The following is a 17,661-nucleotide window of genomic DNA, read 5'->3' on the forward strand; positions in this document are numbered from 1 at the left end:
CCCGTAATCGGGTGACACCACGAGAGCGGAACAGTCGGAGGAATGATCCGACCGTTCACAGCGTCCTCGCTGTGTGTTTCTTCAAAGGAACCTCGTCCTCCCGAATGGGAGAGACGGGGTATCAACATATCTGGCGTTGACTTTTGGCACGCTGTTGAGTTCTCAAGGAACGGACGCTTCCTTTGTACTCACCCTCTCGGGCTTTCCTCCGGGCGCTTCCCTTCGGTCTTGCGTTTCCGACTCTATCAGATCTTTCCGATCCGATTTCCTCGGTGCTTTCCAGGTTCTCGCTTTCGCGTTTCCCTTTCCGGCGGTTCCGACTCTATCAGATCCTTTCGGGCTCTGATTCCCCGTCAGAGGGGGTTGTCGTCCCGGCTGTTGGGCCGTTTCAACGAGGTGAGACTCTAGCGGACTCCCGGCTCCCGAGCTAATCGGGGGCCGCGTTCTTTCGAACGTGGATTCCTCATTCCGCAAATACTGCACCGACAGAACGGCGAAGTCGACAACGCGACTGTTCGTCGAAGAGTGGTGGGTACCTGCGGAATCGCTGTCCGGGGACCGACCGGGGTCGGCGCTCACGTCGGACAACTCGGAGAACACTAGGAGTGCGGGACGGGCGTGTCAAATCCCGTGCGGTGCGGGCGTCGCGGGCGTACGGTGAGCGCGTGATGACGCGTACGTGTACCCAGCTCTGGCGGGCCGCCTGACGGCGGCCGCACGCACGTATGCACTCGACGGCCGCCGCTTCGGCGGCCGTTCTCGTATCTCCCTCCCGAGGAGGGGCGGCCGGCGGGTGGCGGTGGCCCTGACCAGGAGGTGGAGAGATGAAGCGGGTTTTCAGCGGGGTCAAGCCGACCGGGCACCTGACGCTGGGGAACTACCTGGGAGCCATGCGCCGGTGGGCCACGGCCGACCAGCACGAGTCGGACGCGTTGTTCTGTGTCGTCGACCTGCACGCACTGACCGTGGACCACGATCCGGCGCGGGTGCGCAGACTCAGCCGGCAGGCGGCGTCGCTGTTGCTGGCGTCGGGGCTCGATCCCGAGCTGTGCACCGTGTTCGTGCAGAGTCACGTGGACGAGCACGCCCGGCTGTCGTACGTACTGGAGTGCGTGGCGACCGACGGGGAGATGCGGCGGATGATCCAGTACAGGGAGAAGGCCGCACGGGAGCGGGGGCGGGGCGGGAGCGTGCGGCTCTCCCTGCTCACGTACCCCGTGCTGATGGCGGCGGACATCCTGGCGTACGGGACGGACGAGGTGCCGGTCGGGAACGATCAGACGCAGCATGTGGAGCTGGCGCGGGATCTCGCGGTGCGGTTCAACCAGCGGTACGGGCACACCTTCGTGGTGCCGCGGGCGACCGGTCCCGCGGTGGCGGCCCGGGTCATGAACCTGCAGGAGCCCACGTCGAAGATGGGGAAGAGCGACGACGTCGGGCCGGGGATCGTCTATCTGCTCGACGAGCCGGACGTGGTGCGCAAGAAGATCGTGCGGGCCGTGACCGACAGCGGGCGGGACGTCGTGTACGACCGGGAGGAGCGGGCGGGGCTCGCCAATCTGCTGGAGATCCTCGCCGCCTGCACGGGCGGGGATCCGGCGGAGCTCGCGGACGGGTACGACTCGTACGGCGCGTTGAAGAAGGACACCGCGGAGGCCGTCGTCGAGGTGCTGCGGCCGGTACGTGAGCGGCACGGGGAGCTGTGCGCCGATCCCGGGTACGTGGAGGGCGTGCTCCGGGAGGGGGCCGAGAAGGCCCGGGCGATGGCGCGGCCGACCGTGGACGCGGCCTACCGGGCGATCGGGCTGCTGCCTCCGGTGAACACGGCCCCGTAGGTGCTCAGTCCTTGGTGCCGGAGGCCAGTTCGCGGCTGCGGTCGCGGGCGGCCTCCAGGGCCGCGATGAGGGCGGCGCGGACGCCGTGGTTCTCGAGTTCGCGGATGGCGTTGATGGTGGTGCCGGCCGGGGACGTGACGTTCTCGCGGAGCCTGACCGGGTGTTCGCCGCTGTCGCGGAGCATCTTCGCGGCGCCGATCGCGGACTGGACGATCAGGTCGTGGGCCTTGTCGCGGGGCAGGCCGAGGAGGATGCCGGCGTCGGTCATGGCTTCCACCAGGTAGAAGAAGTACGCCGGTCCCGAGCCGGAGAGGGCGGTGCAGGCGTCCTGCTGTGACTCGGGGACGCGGAGGGTCTTGCCGACGGCGCCGAAGATCTCCTCGGTGTGCGTGAGGTGGGCGGCGGTGGCATGGGTGCCGGCGGAGATGACGGACATGGCCTCGTCGACGAGGGCCGGGGTGTTCGTCATGACGCGGACGACCGGGGTGCCGGCGGCGAGGCGCTCCTCGAAGAAGGCGGTCGGGATGCCGGCCGCGCCGCTGATGATCAGGCGGTCGGCGGGTACGTGCGGGGCGAGCTCGTCGAGGAGGGTGCCCATGTCCTGCGGCTTGACCGTGAGGATCAGGGTGTCGGCGGACTTGGCGGCCTCGGCGTTGGTGACCGGGGTGACTCCGTGGCGGGCGCGGAGTTCCTCGGCCCGTTCCGGGCGGCGGGCGGTGACCAGGAGGTCGGCGGGGGCCCAGCCCGCTCCGATCATGCCGCTGAGCAGGGATTCGCCGATCTTGCCGGTGCCGAGGACTGCGACTTTCTGGGACATGGCTTCGGGTGCCCTCCGGGGTGCGCGCGCTGTTCGGGGTCATCCTCGCACTGCCCGCGCGGGCCGGGGCGTCGCGTCCAGTCCGCGGGACGTGAAGCATGGGACGTGCGGGCGGGTGGGCCCGGAGGTGCGGTTACGCCGTCCGGCGTTTCAACGTGGCCGCACCCAGGGTCAGGACCAGCAGGGCGCACCCGGCGACGATCAGGGCGTCGCGGACGAAGGTCGCGGTCATGTCGGTGTGGCGCAGCACCTCGTTCATGCCGTCGACCGCGTAGGACATGGGCAGCACGTCGGAGATGGCCTCCAGGGCCGGGTGCATGTCGTCGCGCGGGGTGAAGAGGCCGCACAGGAGGAGCTGGGGGAAGATCACGGCCGGCATGAACTGCACCGCCTGGAACTCGGAGGCCGCGAAGGCCGAGACGAAGAGGCCGAGCGCGGTGCCCAGGAGGGCGTCGAGCAGCGCGACCAGGAGGAGCAGCCAGGGGCTGCCGGTGACGTCCAGGCCCAGGAACCAGAGGGCCAGGCCGGTGGCGAGGGCGGACTGGACCACGGCGAGGGCGCCGAAGGCGAGGGCGTAGCCCGCGATGAGGTCGCCCTTGCCCAGGGGCATGGCGAGGAGGCGTTCGAGGGTGCCGGAGGTGCGTTCGCGCAGGGTGGCGATGGACGTGACCAGGAACATCGTGATCAGCGGGAAGATGCCGAGGAGCGACGCGCCGATGTTGTCGAAGGTGCGCGGGCTGCCGTCGAAGACGTAGCGCAGCAGGAACAGCATCACGCAGGGGATCAGCATCAGCAGCGCGATGGTGCGCGGGTCGTGGCTGAGCTGACGCAGGACCCGGGCCGCGGTGGCCGTGGTGCGGGAGAGGCTCAGGGCGCGGGTGGGGGCCGGGGTCAGGGCGGGCTCGGGGGCGGTCGGGGCACTGGCGGTCGTCATCGGGTGGTCTCCTTCGTACGGGACGCCGCCGCCTTGGCTTCGTCGACCAGGTGCAGGAAGGCGTCCTCGACCGTCTCGGAGTCGGTACGGACGCGCAGGGCTTCGGGGGTGTCGTCGGCGAGGACCTCGCCCTCGCGCATCAGGAGCAGGCGGTCGCAGCGCTCGGCCTCGTCCATGACGTGGGAGGAGACGAGGAGGGTGGCACCGCGGTCGGCGGCGAGGGAGTGGAAGAGGGCCCACAGGTCGCGGCGGAGCACGGGGTCCAGGCCGACCGTCGGTTCGTCGAGGACGAGGAGTTCGGGGGCGCCCAGGAGGGCGACGGCGAGGGAGACGCGGCTGCGCTGGCCGCCGGAGAGGTTGCCGGCCAGGGCGTCGGCGTGGGCGGTGAGGTCGACGTCCGCGACGGCCCGGGTGACGTCCTCGCGGCGGTGGGCGGCGGCCGCCCGGCCCGGGGCGAGGATCTCGGCGAAGTAGTCCAGGTTCTGGCGGACGGTCAGGTCGTCGAAGACGGACGGGGCCTGGGTGACGTAGCCGATGCGGGTGCGCAGGGCCGGGTGGCCGGCCGGGCGGCCGAGGACGTCCAGGGTGCCGGTGACCTTGGCCTGGGTGCCCACGATCGCCCGCATCAGGGTGGACTTGCCGCAGCCGGAGGGGCCGAGGAGGCCGGTGATGCGGCCGCGCGGGACGGTGAAGCCGAGGCCGCGCAGGACGGTGCGGGCGCCGCGGGCGACGGTGAGGTCCTCGGCGTGGACGGCGGGCGGGACGGGGTCCTCACCCCGCCCTTCGGATGGCCGGGAGGGGTCCTCCGGCGAGTAATTCATCATGTGATGAATAGTGCTCCGGGGTGCCCGCGTCGTCAAGCGGTCGTGTCGGGCGTTCGCGTCCGCAGTCGTGTCGGGCGTTCGTGTCGGGCGTTCCTTGCGGGCAGTCGTGGCGGTCCCTCCCATCAGGCCGCCCGTCACGGCCGTCCGTCGGTCGCTTGGTCAGGCCGTCGGGGTCCGCCCGAGGAGGAGGTGGACGTCGTAGGTCTCCTCGACGTGTCCGTCCGGGAAGACGGTCAGCAGGTGGTCGCGCTCCTCGGCGAAGAAGGCCGCGACGCGTTCCTCGGTGTCGGTCAGGAAGGCCGAGTGGCTGCCGAGGTTGGCCAGGTGGGTGTCGAGGGGGACGTGACGGCTCCAGCGGATCGTGCGCCGGACGAAGTCGAGGCTGCCGGTGGGATCGGCGGAGCGCGCGTCGATGTCCCGTTGCCCGGCGGGGAGGTCCTGGCCCGCGAAGTGCCGGTCGATGCGCCGTCCGGCGTCCGCGATCCACTGCACGTCGGGGGCCTCGGTGTTCCACCACAGCGCCAGCGCGCCGCCCGGACGCAGCACGCGCAGCGCCTCCGGGACGGCCAGGGCGGGGTCGGTCCAGTGCCAGGCCTGGGCGTAGGTGAGGAGATCGGCGGTGCGGCCGGCGAGGGGCAGGGCGTTGCCGTTGCCTCGGATCACGGGCACGCCGGGGAGGACGCGGCGGAACTCGGAGGTCATGCCGGCGCCGGGCTCCACGGCGATCACCTCGGCACCGCGCTCGTGCAGGCGGGCGGTGGCGAGGCCGGTGCCGGCGCCGACGTCCACGACGCGGGCCCCCTTGAGGGGGCGGCCGGCCAGCTCCTCCAGCGCGTCGAAGAGGGCGGGCGGGTAGGAGGGGCGGTTGGCGGCGTACTGGGCCGCGGCGGCGTTGAACGAGTGGGCGCGGGCGGCCTGGCGGGCCTGCGCGGGGGTGGCGGACGGGGTGGCCCGGTCGTCCGGGGTCAGTGGTGTCGTCATGCGGCCATGGTGGCCGGGTGAGCCGGGGCTCAGCAGGGGGTTTCTCGCACGGCCGCGGAAGGCGACGCCGGGTCGCGGTCCGGGTCCGCCGGTACGGCTCTGGCGGGCCGGCGGACCCGGAAGGCGGCGCCGGGTCGCGGTCCGGGTCCCCCGGGTACGGCTCTGGCGGCCCGGCGGACTGCGGGCCGGCTGCCTGCCGCCGCCCCCCGATCCTCACGGCCCGGCTGCCACCCGCCCTGTCCCTTCGCCCCGGCGCACTCCGGACCGGCGCCGCCGCCCTGTCCACTCGCCCCGGCGCACTTTGGACCGGCCGCCCGACCCTTCAGCTCAGCGCGCTTCGGCGCGGCTGCCGCCACCCTGTCCCTTCGGCCCGGCGCACTTTGGACCGGCCGCCGCCGCCCCTGTCCCTTCAGCCCGGGTTCCCGTTCTCTCCGGCGGTCGGTGCGCCGCTACTTGCCGCGGCGCTTCTTCGACGGGTTGCCCGTGCGGCGGGTGGTGCGCCTCTCGTACTCCTCGCGGGCCTTCTCGTACTCCGCGCGGTGCAGCTTCTCGCCCGGGGCCTCGGTGAAGGTGCGGAGGAAGTAGGCGAGGAGGGATCCCACGAAGCCGATGGCGAGCAGGCCGCGCAGGGAGGCCTGGCGGTCCGGGTCGGGGCGGGTGGTGAAGCCGGACCAGGTGTGGCGGAAGGCCAGGGCACTGCAGACCGCGAACATCACGACCATCAGCAGCGTGACGAAGCCACCGATGTCGGCGATCTGGAGGCCCTGGTAGGCGACGCGGAGCACGAAGCAGGCGGCGGCCGCCAGGACGAGCGAGCCGACGGCGAGGCCGGCCCGGCGGGCCGTGTACCCGCTGTCGTGGTGCACCCAGGTCGTGCCGTAGAACCGGAGGGGTTCCGGGCGGGGGCCCGCGAGGGTGTCCGGGGTGCCGTTCTTGCCGTTCTCTGCGCTCACGGGTCGATTATGGCGCGTGCCCCTTCGCGCGTGCGGCGCGGTCAGCCGCCCTGGCCCGCGCTGCCCATCGGGCCGACCCGCACCGGGGTGCCGGAGCCGTCGGTGACCGGCAGCGTGGCGGCGCCCGGCCAGTCGAGGGTGACGGACTTGGTCTCGTTCGGCGGGGTCACCACCAGGCCCGTGACGCGGACGCCGGAGCCGCCCGTGTCGTTGACCGGGTAGGTGATGCCGAAGGTCACCGTGTCCCCGTCCGCGAGGACGATCTGCGGGGCCTGCGCGCCCGTGCGCTTCGCGGACAGGGAGCCCGCGTTCGTCTTGAGGTCGACACCCGCGTAGCCGGTGAGCGTGCAGTCCCGGCCGCCGCCGTTCTTCAGGTCCACCGCGACGGTGCCCTCGGTGTCGCCGCCGACGGTGGCGTCCGTCGCCGTGATCTCCAGTTCGTCGGTGCGGCACGCGGCTGTCCTGCCGCCCTCGCCGGTGCCGCCCGTGCCGCCGGTGCCGTCGGAGGTCTTGCCCGCGGTGTCCTTCCCGCCCTCCTGGCCCGAAGCGGCCGGTCCGCCTCCGGCCGACTCCGAGCCGCCGTTCGAGGAGGACGCGGAGGACGCGGCGAACGGGGCCGCGCTCGGGTCCGTGCCGTCGTCGCTCTGGCAGGCCGTGAGCGACAGACCTGCGGCGAGGGCCATGGCGGCGAGGATCAGCTTGCGAACGCGCATCGTTGTCTACCTCAGAGTCGGTCGGCGTGCCGGTCCGCCCGTACCCATCGGTGCGAGCGGCGTCTGTGCCCCCCAAGACCCGTCCGGACCGGCCCGCCGTTCCTCTCGGCAACCTCCTAATACGTCGCTGGGACAGCGCTGTTACATGGTCGTCGGCGGCGGACTCAGCAGCGAGGGGCCACGTAACCGTCGCTGCCGGTCAGGATGTACGTGTCCGAGACGTACTGGCCGCTACCGATGTTGTCCCAGATGTTCGAGGTGCCGTAGGGGCCCGAGACCCGCTCCCCCGTGCGCTGGCAGTTGATGGTGATCCTGGCGCCCTCGGACAGGACCCGCACCAGCGAGTAGCCGGTGCCCGGGCCGCTGCGGACGTTCAGGCGGTAGCCCGGGGCGACCGGGTAGGAGCGCAGGGCCGCGGACACCGCGACGACTCCCCCGTCCGCCGCGACCGCTCCCTCTTCCTCGCCGCCGATGTCCTGGACCTGGTCGATGGACATGCCGAAACTCCCCCCGTCGAACCCCACGACTGTCGTGGGGCACCGTTGATTCCCCAAGAACGAGCATTGAAACACCAGTTCTCGACTCGCACAGGAGGGGACGGCAGGCCGCCTCTGTCCCGTACGCCTCATCGACTAGGCTCCGAGCGTCGCTCGCGCGAACGAACAGCTCGGGGGTGGTTCCATGGCGCCGCAGCGCGATGCCGGGGCGGACGCGGAAGCGGAACTTCCGGAGTACGCCGGTCACTACCGTCTGGAGTCGCGTCTCGGCTCGGGCGGCATGGGTGTCGTGCACCTGGCCCGCAGCACCTCGGGGATGCGCGTCGCGGTCAAGGTCGTCCACGCGACGTACGCCAAGGACCCCGAGTTCAGGGGGCGTTTCCGGCAGGAGGTGGCCGCGGCCCGCCGGGTGAGCGGGGCCTTCACGGCGCCGGTCGTGGATGCCGACCCCGATGCAGGGCGGCCCTGGATGGCGACGCTGTACATCCCAGGCCCGACGCTCTCGGAGCACGTGAAGCGGAACGGGCCGATGGACGAGCCCCAGCTGCGCCGGCTGATGGCGGGGCTCGCCGAGGCGCTGCGCGACATCCATCGCGTCGGCGTCGTGCACCGGGACCTGAAACCGAGCAACGTACTGCTCGCCGAGGACGGTCCGAAGGTGATCGACTTCGGTATCTCCCGGCCGAAGGACAGCGAACTGCGCACTGAGACCGGGAAGTTGATCGGCACCCCGCCGTTCATGGCACCCGAGCAGTTCCGGCGGCCCCGGGAGGTCGGGCCCGCGGCCGACGTCTTCACCCTCGGCTCCCTGATGGTGCACGCGGCGACCGGGCGGGGGCCCTTCGACTCCGACAGCCCCTACGTCGTCGCCTACCAGGTCGTGCACGACGAGCCCGATCTGACCGGCGTACCCGAGTGGCTCGCGCCGCTGGTGCTGCGCTGTCTCGCCAAGGAGCCCGAGGACCGGCCGACACCGGACGAGTTGATGCGGGAGCTGCGGTCGGTGGCGGCGGCCTACGACACGCAGGTGTTCGTACCGGCGCCCCGGACGGAACCGGACGGGGACCCCCGGGCAGCCGGTGCGCGGCCCGCGCCGCAGGAGCCCGCCGAGCCGTCGGTCCGGTCCGGGCGGGCCGTACGGCGGCTGGGGAAGCGGTCGGCGCTCGTCGCCGCGGGGGTGGCTCTCGCCGTGGTCGGGAGCCTCGTGGCCGTGCAGGCCTTCGGCGGTGCCGAACCCGCGGGTACGCCCACCGCGCAGAGCGCGCCGGGCGGGTTCGGGGCGTGGGAGGCGGTGCCCGCGGGGGAGGGCGGCGGGATGCCGCTGTGCTCGTACGCGGCCCGGCGACTGGTGTGCGCGCGGCCCGGCCTGGTCTTCGCGGTCGATCCGGCCGACGGGAGCACGCTGTGGCGGCATCCCGTCGAGGAGGCCGTGCGGAGCGAACCGCCGGTCGTGTCGGGCGGGCTCGTGCAGCCCGAGGTCGGCCTGCTGGGCCGTCCGCTGGAGGCGCTCGACCCCGCGACGGGCGAGCAGGTGTGGCAGGAGGAGATGCCGGCGTACACCGGGTCGCGGACCGTCGGCGACATGCTGCTGCTCACCGCTGCGGACGGGACGGTCACCGGCGTGGACAGTGCCTCGGGGCGGACCAAGTGGACGCACCGGATCCCGGGGCAGGCGATGCCGTACTTCACCTCGTTCGCCGGGGAGAAGCGGCCCGCGGCCTACGCGACGAGCCGGCGCGCGGACGGGAGCACCCACGTCACCGCGGTCGACCCGGACAGCGGGGACGTGCGCTGGGACACGCAGCTGGCGGGGGCCTTGAGGCTCCTGGCGGCGGCGGACGGGTCCGTGTTCCTCGCCCCCGAGGAGGCGACCTACGGCGACGTGAGGACCGTGGTGCGCTACACGCCCGCCACCGGCGCCACCCGCCGGGTGGCGCTGCCCGTCCCGGTCGAGCAGGCGCAGGCAGGTGTGCGCGGCGACACCGTGTACCTCATGGGCGCGGGCGGCTCGCTGGTCGCCGTCGACATGGCGGCGGGGAAGCAGGCGTGGCGCCTGGAGACGAGCGTGAGCCGGGGCTCGGTGCCCGTGTCCGACGGGCGGCACGTGTACGTCACCGCGCCCGACGGGCGGCTCCTGGGTGTCGACGCGCGCGAGGGCAAGCTCCTCGGACAGACCCGGCCGCGGCTCGGCGCCGACTCCGACACGGTGCCCGCGACCTTGCCGGCGCCGCTGCCGGCGGGCGGGCACGTGTACGCCGGGGCGCCCGACGGGACGGTGTTCGGCGTGGCGGGGCGGGACCCGGGCGCCTGGTAGGCGCCCCGGGCCCTCGCGGGTGCCCCGGGCCCTCGTGGGTGCCCGGGGCCCTCGCGGGTGTCCCGGGCCCTCGCGGGGGTGTCAGCCCAGCTTGCTGACGTCGCGCACGGCGCCCTTGTCGGCGCTGGTGGCCATCGCGGCGTACGCCTTCAGGGCGGCGGAGACCTTGCGCTCGCGGTTCCTGGGCGCGAACACGCCGTTCAGGGCCTGCTCGCGGCGGGTCAGCTCGGCGTCGTCCACGAGCAGCTCGATGGAGCGGTTCGGGATGTCGATGCGGATGCGGTCGCCGTCCTCGACCAGGGCGATGGTGCCGCCGGCCGCGGCCTCCGGGGAGGCGTGGCCGATGGAGAGCCCGGACGTGCCGCCGGAGAACCGGCCGTCGGTGACCAGGGCGCAGGCCTTTCCGAGGCCGCGGCCCTTGAGGTACGAGGTCGGGTAGAGCATCTCCTGCATGCCGGGGCCGCCCTTGGGGCCCTCGTAGCGGATGACGACGACGTCACCCTCCTTGACCTGCTGGGTGAGGATCTTCTGGACGGCCTCCTCCTGCGACTCGCAGACGACCGCCGGACCCTCGAAGGTCCAGATGGACTCGTCGACGCCGGCCGTCTTGACGACGCAGCCGTCGACGGCGAGGTTGCCGCGCAGCACCGCGAGGCCGCCGTCCTCGGAGTAGGCGTGTTCGACGGAGCGGATGCAGCCGCCCTCGGCGTCGTCGTCCAGGGAGTCCCAGCGCTCGGACTGGGAGAAGGCCTCGGCGGAGCGGACGCAGCCGGGGGCCGCGTGCCACAGCTCGACGGCCTCCTGGGAGGGAGAGCCGCCGCGCACGTCCCAGGTCTTCAGCCAGTCGGCCAGGGACGGGCTGTGCACGGAGTGGACGTCCTCGTTGAGCAGGCCACCGCGGTGCAGCTCGCCGAGGAGGGCGGGGATGCCGCCGGCGCGGTGCACGTCCTCCATGTAGTACGTGCGGTCCTTGGCGACGTTGGGCGCGACCTTGGCCAGGCAGGGGACGCGGCGCGAGAGGGCGTCCATCTCGGTGAGGCCGTAGGGGACGCCCGCCTCCTGGGCGGCGGCCAGCAGGTGCAGGATCGTGTTGGTGGAGCCGCCCATCGCGATGTCGAGCGCCATGGCGTTGCCGAAGGCCGCGGGGGTGGCGATGTTGCGGGGCAGGACCGAGTCGTCGTCCTGCTCGTAGTAGCGGCGGGTCAGGTCCAGGACGGTGCGCGCGGCGTTCTCGTAGAGCGCCTTGCGGGCGGTGTGGGTGGCCAGGACCGAGCCGTTGCCCGGCAGGGACAGGCCGATGGCCTCGGTCAGGCAGTTCATCGAGTTGGCGGTGAACATGCCGGAGCAGGAGCCACAGGTGGGACAGGCGTTCTCCTCGATGCGGAGGATGTCCGCGTCGGAGATCTTGTCGTTGACCGCCTCCGACATCGCGTCGACCAGGTCGAGCGTGCGGACCGTGCCGTCGACCAGGGTGGCGCGGCCGGACTCCATCGGGCCGCCGGAGACGAAGACCGTGGGGATGTTCAGGCGCAGCGCGGCGTTGAGCATGCCCGGGGTGATCTTGTCGCAGTTGGAGATGCAGATCAGGGCGTCGGCGCAGTGGGCCTCGACCATGTACTCCACGCTGTCCGCGATCAGGTCGCGGGAGGGCAGGGAGTAGAGCATGCCGCCGTGGCCCATGGCGATGCCGTCGTCCACGGCAATCGTGTTGAACTCGCGCGGGATGCCGCCGGCGGCGACGACCGCCTCGCTGACGATCCGGCCGACCGGGGCGAGGTGGGTGTGGCCCGGCACGAACTCCGTGAAGCTGTTGGCGACGGCGATGATCGGCTTCCGCCCGATGTCCGCGCCGGGTACACCGGAGGCACGCATAAGGGCGCGGGCGCCCGCCATGTTGCGGCCGTGGGTGACTGTGCGGGACCTCAGTTCGGGCATCGTCGCTCGCTCCTTCGGAGAGTTATGACTGCCGTCGAGCGTACGCCGGTCATCCAGGGGTCGGGACAGGGCGTCCGGAATGCGGGACGCGCGTCTCGCGTACGCCGCCGGCCGGCCCGCTCGGGGCCGGTGAGCCGGCTTCTCAGGGGCCGGTGAGGTGGCCCTGCACCACCGGTGCCAGGCGGGCGACGATCTGCTCCGGGTCCGCCGAGGCCAGCGGCTCCACCTGGATCACGTAGCGGAGCATCGCGCACCCCACCAGCTGTGCCGCCGCCAGTTCCACGCGCAGCTCGGCGTCCGGCAGGTCCAGCTGGACGGCGACGCGGCGCAGCACCTGGGCGGCGATCAGCCGGCGGAAGACGGCTGCGGCGGTCTCGTTGTTCACCGCCGAGCGGACGATGGCCAGCAGCGGTGTCCGGGTGGCGGGGTTCTCCCAGACGCCGAGGATGAAGCGGGTCAGGCGCTCGCCGACCGCGTCCAGCGGGCCGTCGGCGATCGCCTCGGGGGCCTCCATGGCCGGCGCGAAGGCGACCTCGACGGCCGCCTCGAAGACCTGCTCCTTGGTGCCGAAGTAGTGGTGCACCAGCGCCGGGTCCACGCTCGCCGCCTTGGCGATGCCGCGCACGGAGGTCTTCTCGTAGCCGCGCTCGGAGAACTCCTCGCGGGCCGTGGCGAGGATGCGGTCGCGGGTGTCGCCGGACTCCGCGCGGGGCGGGCGGCCGCGGCGCCGGACGGTCCCGTCGGCGGTGTCGCTCACCCGCGGTCCGTCCTCGTCGCGCGGGCGCCCGGCACCGGGGACGCCGACTGCGCCAGGTGCGTGCGGGTGAAGGCGAGCGCCTCGGCGAGATCGGCCTCACGTTCGGCGCTGGACATCGCGCGCCTGGTGTTGACCTCGATGACGACGTGGCCGTCGAAGCCGGTGTGCGCGAGGTGCTCCAGGACCTCGGCGCAGGGCTGGTTGCCGCGGCCGGGGACGAGGTGCTCGTCCTTCGCGGAGCCCCTGCCGTCGGCCAGGTGGACGTGGCCGAGGCGGTCGCTCATGCGGTCGAGCAGGTCGAGGCCGTCGGTGCGGGAGGTGGCGGCGTGGCTGAGGTCGATGGTGAAGTGCCGGTAGTCGTCCTTCGTCACGTCCCAGTCGGGGGCGTACGCCTGCATCTCGCGGTCGCGGTAGCGCCAGGGGTACATGTTCTCGACGGCGAAGCGGACGTCCGTCTCGTTCGCCATCCGCCAGATGCCGTTGACGAAGTCCCGCGCGTACTGGCGCTGCCAGCGGAACGGGGGGTGCACGACGACGGTGCTCGCGCCGAGCTTCTCGGCGGCCGCGCGGGCGCGCTGGAGCTTGACCCAGGGGTCGGTGGACCAGACGCGCTGGGTGATGAGCAGACACGGTGCGTGCACGGCGAGTATCGGCACGCGGTGGTAGTCGCTGAGTCTGCGCAGCGCCTCGATGTCCTGGCTGACCGGATCCGTCCAGACCATCACCTCGACGCCGTCGTAACCGAGGCGCGCGGCGATCTCGAAGGCCGTCGCCGTCGACTCCGGGTACACGGACGCAGTCGACAGGGCGACCTTCGTGTCCGGGGTGCGGACGTCGTCCCTTGGTTTTGCCACGGGGGTCAGGGTACGGGGTGCGGGCGGGGGGCTGCGGGGTGGCTGATCGGCGCTGTGGTGCGTGCCATAGGGCGGGTGCGCCGTAGCTCGTCGTGCCCGGGGCGGGCGTCTATTCCTGGCCCATGTGGTCGAGGCGTCGCAGGATGACGCCCTCCCTGAGGGCCCACGGGCAGATCTCCAGGTTCTCCACGCGGAAGAGGTCCATCGCGGCCTCGGCCACCAGGGCGCCCGCCAGGAGCTGGTTCGCGCGGCCCTCGGAGACGCCGGGGAGTTCGGCGCGCTCCGCGCCGGTCATGGCGGCCAGCCGGGGCACCCAGGCCTCCAGGGAGGCGCGCTTCAGCTCGCGCTGGACGTAGAGGCCCTCGGCGGAACGGGCGGCGCCGGCGATGCGGGCCAGCTGCCGGAAGGTCTTCGAGGTGGCGACCACGTGGTCGGGGGCGCCGAGGCGGCTGAAGTCGCCGACCGTACGGGCGATCTCCGTACGGACGTGGCGGCGCAGCGCCCTGACGTCGTCCGGGTGGGGCGGGTCGCCGGGCAGCCGGGCCGCGGTCAGTCGGCCCGCGCCCAGCGGCAGCGACACGGCGGCGTCGGGTTCCTCGTCGAGGCCGTAGGCGATCTCCAGGGAGCCGCCGCCGATGTCGAGGACCAGCAGCCTGCCCGCGGACCAGCCGAACCAGCGGCGGGCGGCGAGGAAGGTGAGCCGGGCCTCCTCGGCGCCGCTCAGGACGGTCAGCTCGACGCCGGTGTCGGCGCGCACGCGCGCGAGGACGTCGTCGGCGTTGCTCGCCTCGCGCACGGCCGAGGTGGCGAACGGCAGGAGGTCCTCGACGCCCTTGTCCTCGGCGGCCTGGAGCGCCTCCCGGACCACCGCGACCAGCCGGTCGACGCCGTCGGGGCCGATCGCCCCGTCCTCGTCGAGGAGCTGGGCGAGGCGCAGTTCCACCTTGTGCGAGTGGGCGGGCAGCGGGCGGGCGCCGGGGTGCGCGTCCACCACCAGCAGATGCACCGTGTTCGAACCCACGTCGAGGACACCGAGTCTCATGTACGGAACGCTACTGCCGCCGGGGAGTGCGGCGGTCCCGTCGTGCGGCTTCGGCGTCTTACCCTGGAGCCGTGCCAAAGACGAAAAAGGCGAAGGACGAAAAGTCGGCCAAGAAGGACAAAAAGCGCGTAGTGAGTGAGCGGAAGAGCGACGAGCAGGGGCTCGACTTCGCGCGCGCGTGGGTGGAGTTTCCGGATCCGGCGGACGACGAGCAGGTCTTCCGGTGCGATCTGACATGGCTGACCTCCCGCTGGAACTGCATCTTCGGCAGCGGCTGCCAGGGCATCCAGGCGGGCCGCGCGGACGACGGGTGCTGCTCGCTGGGCGCGCACTTCTCCGACGAGGACGACGAGCAGCGGGTCGCCGAGCACGTGGCGAGGCTCACGCCGGACATCTGGCAGCACCATGCCGAGGGCACGCGGGGCGGCTGGGTCTCCGAGGACGACGAGGGCTCCCGGCAGACCCGGCCCTTCCAGGGCTCGTGCATCTTCCAGAACCGGCCGGGCTTCTCCGGGGGCATGGGCTGCTCGCTGCACATCCTCGCGCTCAAGGAGGGCCGGGAGCCGCTGGAGACCAAGCCGGACGTGTGCTGGCAGCTGCCGGTGCGGCGGACGTACGAGTGGATCGACCGCCCCGACGACACGCGCGTCCTCCAGGTGTCGATCGGTGAGTACGACCGGCGCGGCTGGGGTCCGGGCGGTCACGACCTGCACTGGTGGTGCACGTCGGCGACGTCGGCACACGGGGCGGGCGATCCCGTGTACGTCTCGTACCGGCCGGAGCTGATCGAGCTGATGGGCAAGGCGGGGTACGACCGGCTGGTCGAGCTGTGCGAGGAGCGGCTGGCCTCGCAGCTGCCGCTGCTGGCTCCGCACCCGGCCGACCCCGCGCGCTGAGACCCGGCGCCGGACTCCGGTTGGCCCGGCCCGGCCCGGCCCGGCCTCGGCCTCGCGTCGGTGCTGGGCCGCGGGTTCTGTGAGTCCGCCGGCCCCTACGGGTCCGATGGGCTCGGGGTGCCGCTGTCGCCGCCCGGCGGGGGTGACGAGCCGTCGGGGCCGCCGGTCGGGGACGGCTCGTCGGTCGTCGGGTCCGGGTCCGGCGAGGTCGGTGGCGGGTCGTCGGTGGGCGTCGGGTCCGGATCGGTGGGCTGCGAAGTGGACGGGTCCGGATCGGGGTCGGGGTCGGGGTCGGGGTCCGGGTTCTGGCCCGGGTGGGACGGGGACGTGGTGTCGCCGGGAGTGCTGGGGCGCGGGCCCGGGCGGGTCGGGGTGGGCGCGGGGCCGTGGCCCGCGATGGTCACGACGGCGCCGGCCGGTGAGACGGCCACCCGCGCGCTCCAGTGGCCGGACGGCTCGCGCAAGTGGTCGACGTACACCCTGACCGTCACGGACTCGCCGGGACGCAGCGTGCCGGAGGACCGGCTCAGGTAGAGCCAGGCGGCGCCGACGGAGACCGACCAGCGCACCGGGGAGTCGCCGGTCGCGGTCAGGGTGACCAGCGTGGTGTCGCCGTGGTGGCTCGCGGTCACCCCCAGGTGGCCGGTGCCCTTCCCGCCCGTGCCGGAGACGCCGACGACCTCCACGGAGACGTCGGCCTCGCCGTTCTTGCCGAAGCCTCCGCCGGGGGTGGTGCTCGCGTTGCCGGCGTTCTCGTAGCCGCCGCTCCCCGGATCGCCGTCCAGGCCGCCCGGGTCCTGCGCCTCGCTGGCACTGGCGGAGCGGCCCTCCTCGCCCTCGACGACGGGAGTGCCCCGGTAGGCCGCCCACAGGGCCAGCACCGGGGCCGCCACGACGGTGGCGACGACGGTGGTGGTGACGGCCCGGGAACGCAGGCGGTCCCGGCGGGCCGCCCGGTCCTTGGGGTCCATCGGGAAGCCGCGCCGGTCGAAGCGGGGGGCGGTGCCGCGCGGGCGCGGGGCGTGGGTCCCGGCCGCGTGCAGGGCGGTGCGGGGGGCTTCCAGGACGGGCAGCTCGGCGGGGGTGACGCTGGTGCCGGGCCAGCGGCCGGGGATCGCGCGCTCGGCGGTGCGGCGGCAGCGCGGGCAGTCGTCCACATGCCGGACCAGCTCGCGGCGCAGGGCGCTGCTGAGGACGTACCGGTTGTCGCCGGTGAGGCGGGCGACGCTCGCGCAGGTGCCGGTCTCGACGACGGCCAGGGCGGCGCGGGTGCGTTCCACCTCGCAGGCGGCGGAGGCGAGCAGTTCGCGGGCGGCGGCCAGGTCCATGCCGAGGACGGCGGCGACCTCGTGCGGGGCGAGGTGGTGGCGGACGGCGAGTTCGAGGGCCTCGCGCTGCTCGGGGGTGGTGCCGGCGGCCTCCGGCCAGGCGAGGAGGGCGAGTTCGCTGCGGTGCCGCTGGTGGGACTCGTCGTCGGTGGGGGTGGTGGGCGCGGAGGTGGTGGTGGCGGCGGGCGTCGCGGGGGTGGTGGGGGTGGTGGGGCGGCCCGCCGCGTGGCTGCTCGGACGTTTCTGCTTGGCCTCGGCCAGCTTGCGCAGGCAGGCCCAGCGGGCCAGCGCGTACAGCCAGGCCCTGCGGTCGGCCGCGGCGACGGGGACGCGGTGGCCCCGGCGCTCGGCGAGCGCGAGCACGTCGCCCAGGGCGGCGGTCGCGGCGTCGTGGTCGCAGAGCACGGACAGGCAGTACGTGAACAGGCCGTCCAGATACGCGTCGTACGCGGCGTACCGCCGCGCGGGCGCGGGTGGACGCTGCGCCGGCGGCTGCGCCAGCGCCCTCGCCGCGGCGCGGTCACGCGCTTCCCGGTGCGCCCGGTGTGCGCCGGTCGTGCGGGTCGTGGTTTCCGGACTGCTCCTCATCACTCGGCGACCGTAGGGGGCTATGGGTGGCGCGAACTGGCGCGTTGGGCACTTTTAACCCGTACGGGTGAAACGATCCCTCATAAGGGGACAGCCGGTCGTTCCACCGTGGCCGGGACGGGGGCGGATCATCCGTTCGGGACGGGGACACGGGGTGCCTGCGGCGCCTGTGCGGGGTTCGGTTACTGCGATGCCTGCGGCGCCTGTGCGGGTTCGGTGGGGGTGCCTGTAGCGCCTTGGGTTCGGTGGGTGGTGCGGGGGGGGGGGGGGGGGGGGGGGGGGGGGGGGGGGGGGGGGGGGGGGGGGGGGGGGGGGGGGGGGGGGGGGGGGGGGGGGGGGGGGGGCGCGGGGCGGGGGGGGCGGCGCGGCGCCCCCGCCCGCGCCCCCCCCCCC

15 protein-coding genes are annotated in these 17,661 nt (G+C 73.4%); 3 read left to right on the top strand and 12 right to left on the bottom strand.

Going from position 1 to position 17,661, the window contains the following annotated elements; translation table 11 throughout:
- Positions 1 to 824 precede the first annotated feature (824 nt).
- Positions 825 to 1,835, top strand: coding sequence for a tryptophan--tRNA ligase (gene trpS, locus ACIBCJ_RS09205; protein ID WP_365981556.1), 1,011 nt, complete (start codon positions 825 to 827; stop codon positions 1,833 to 1,835).
- A 4-nt stretch (positions 1,836 to 1,839) separates the two neighbouring features.
- Here trpS and proC read toward each other — a convergent pair whose 3' ends face one another.
- The 7 genes from proC to ACIBCJ_RS09240 all read right to left on the bottom strand — a co-directional run bounded on the left by proC (position 1,840) and on the right by ACIBCJ_RS09240 (position 7,554).
- Positions 1,840 to 2,652 (bottom strand): pyrroline-5-carboxylate reductase, encoded by an 813-nt coding sequence (gene proC, locus ACIBCJ_RS09210; protein ID WP_365981555.1) that lies wholly within the window; start codon positions 2,650 to 2,652, stop codon positions 1,840 to 1,842.
- Between the two features lie 133 nt (positions 2,653 to 2,785).
- Positions 2,786 to 3,586 (bottom strand): ABC transporter permease, encoded by an 801-nt coding sequence (locus ACIBCJ_RS09215; protein ID WP_365981554.1) that lies wholly within the window; start codon positions 3,584 to 3,586, stop codon positions 2,786 to 2,788.
- Positions 3,583 to 4,410 (bottom strand): ABC transporter ATP-binding protein, encoded by an 828-nt coding sequence (locus ACIBCJ_RS09220; protein ID WP_362513686.1) that lies wholly within the window; start codon positions 4,408 to 4,410, stop codon positions 3,583 to 3,585. The genes ACIBCJ_RS09215 and ACIBCJ_RS09220 overlap by 4 nt, the downstream gene beginning before the upstream one ends.
- Positions 4,411 to 4,569: 159 nt before the next feature.
- Positions 4,570 to 5,391 (bottom strand): class I SAM-dependent methyltransferase, encoded by an 822-nt coding sequence (locus tag ACIBCJ_RS09225; protein WP_365981553.1) that lies wholly within the window; start codon positions 5,389 to 5,391, stop codon positions 4,570 to 4,572.
- A gap of 449 nt (positions 5,392 to 5,840) precedes the next feature.
- Entirely contained in the window at positions 5,841 to 6,344 is a 504-nt protein-coding gene (locus ACIBCJ_RS09230) for an EamA/RhaT family transporter (RefSeq protein ID WP_365981552.1), read from the bottom strand.
- Between the two features lie 41 nt (positions 6,345 to 6,385).
- Positions 6,386 to 7,057, bottom strand: coding sequence for a DUF4232 domain-containing protein (locus ACIBCJ_RS09235; RefSeq protein WP_365981551.1), 672 nt, complete (start codon positions 7,055 to 7,057; stop codon positions 6,386 to 6,388).
- 164 nt (positions 7,058 to 7,221) lie between these two features.
- Entirely contained in the window at positions 7,222 to 7,554 is a 333-nt protein-coding gene (locus ACIBCJ_RS09240) for an SH3 domain-containing protein (protein ID WP_362103840.1), read from the bottom strand.
- Positions 7,555 to 7,738: 184 nt separating this feature from the next.
- On the opposite strand from ACIBCJ_RS09240, the gene ACIBCJ_RS09245 reads away from it, so the two are divergent.
- Positions 7,739 to 9,868, top strand: a complete 2,130-nt coding sequence (locus tag ACIBCJ_RS09245; RefSeq protein WP_365981550.1) for a serine/threonine-protein kinase — start codon at positions 7,739 to 7,741, stop codon at positions 9,866 to 9,868.
- Positions 9,869 to 9,949: 81 nt separating this feature from the next.
- Here the strand turns inward: ACIBCJ_RS09245 and ilvD are convergent, their stop codons facing one another.
- The 4 genes from ilvD to ACIBCJ_RS09265 form a co-directional block, all read right to left on the bottom strand.
- Positions 9,950 to 11,803: a dihydroxy-acid dehydratase gene (ilvD, locus tag ACIBCJ_RS09250; RefSeq protein ID WP_365981549.1), complete on the bottom strand. Its 1,854-nt coding sequence runs from the start codon at positions 11,801 to 11,803 to the stop codon at positions 9,950 to 9,952.
- Between the two features lie 142 nt (positions 11,804 to 11,945).
- Positions 11,946 to 12,560, bottom strand: a complete 615-nt coding sequence (locus ACIBCJ_RS09255) for a TetR family transcriptional regulator (protein ID WP_365981548.1) — start codon at positions 12,558 to 12,560, stop codon at positions 11,946 to 11,948.
- The gene (locus ACIBCJ_RS09260) at positions 12,557 to 13,414 is read right to left on the bottom strand and encodes a sugar phosphate isomerase/epimerase (protein WP_362103849.1); all 858 of its coding nucleotides are present in this window, start codon (positions 13,412 to 13,414) and stop codon (positions 12,557 to 12,559) included. The genes ACIBCJ_RS09255 and ACIBCJ_RS09260 overlap by 4 nt, the downstream gene beginning before the upstream one ends.
- Before the next feature lie 109 nt (positions 13,415 to 13,523).
- Positions 13,524 to 14,456: a Ppx/GppA phosphatase family protein gene (locus tag ACIBCJ_RS09265; protein ID WP_362103851.1), complete on the bottom strand. Its 933-nt coding sequence runs from the start codon at positions 14,454 to 14,456 to the stop codon at positions 13,524 to 13,526.
- Between the two features lie 71 nt (positions 14,457 to 14,527).
- Here ACIBCJ_RS09265 and ACIBCJ_RS09270 point away from each other — a divergent pair, with 71 nt between their 5' ends.
- The gene (locus ACIBCJ_RS09270) at positions 14,528 to 15,352 is read left to right on the top strand and encodes a hypothetical protein (RefSeq protein WP_362103853.1); all 825 of its coding nucleotides are present in this window, start codon (positions 14,528 to 14,530) and stop codon (positions 15,350 to 15,352) included.
- A gap of 95 nt (positions 15,353 to 15,447) precedes the next feature.
- Here ACIBCJ_RS09270 and ACIBCJ_RS09275 read toward each other — a convergent pair whose 3' ends face one another.
- Positions 15,448 to 17,268, bottom strand: coding sequence for a hypothetical protein (locus ACIBCJ_RS09275; protein ID WP_365981558.1), 1,821 nt, complete (start codon positions 17,266 to 17,268; stop codon positions 15,448 to 15,450).
- Positions 17,269 to 17,661 lie beyond the last annotated feature (393 nt).

The sequence above is a fragment of the Streptomyces sp. NPDC051136 genome (assembly GCF_044455745.1).
Taxonomy (GTDB): domain Bacteria; phylum Actinomycetota; class Actinomycetes; order Streptomycetales; family Streptomycetaceae; genus Streptomyces.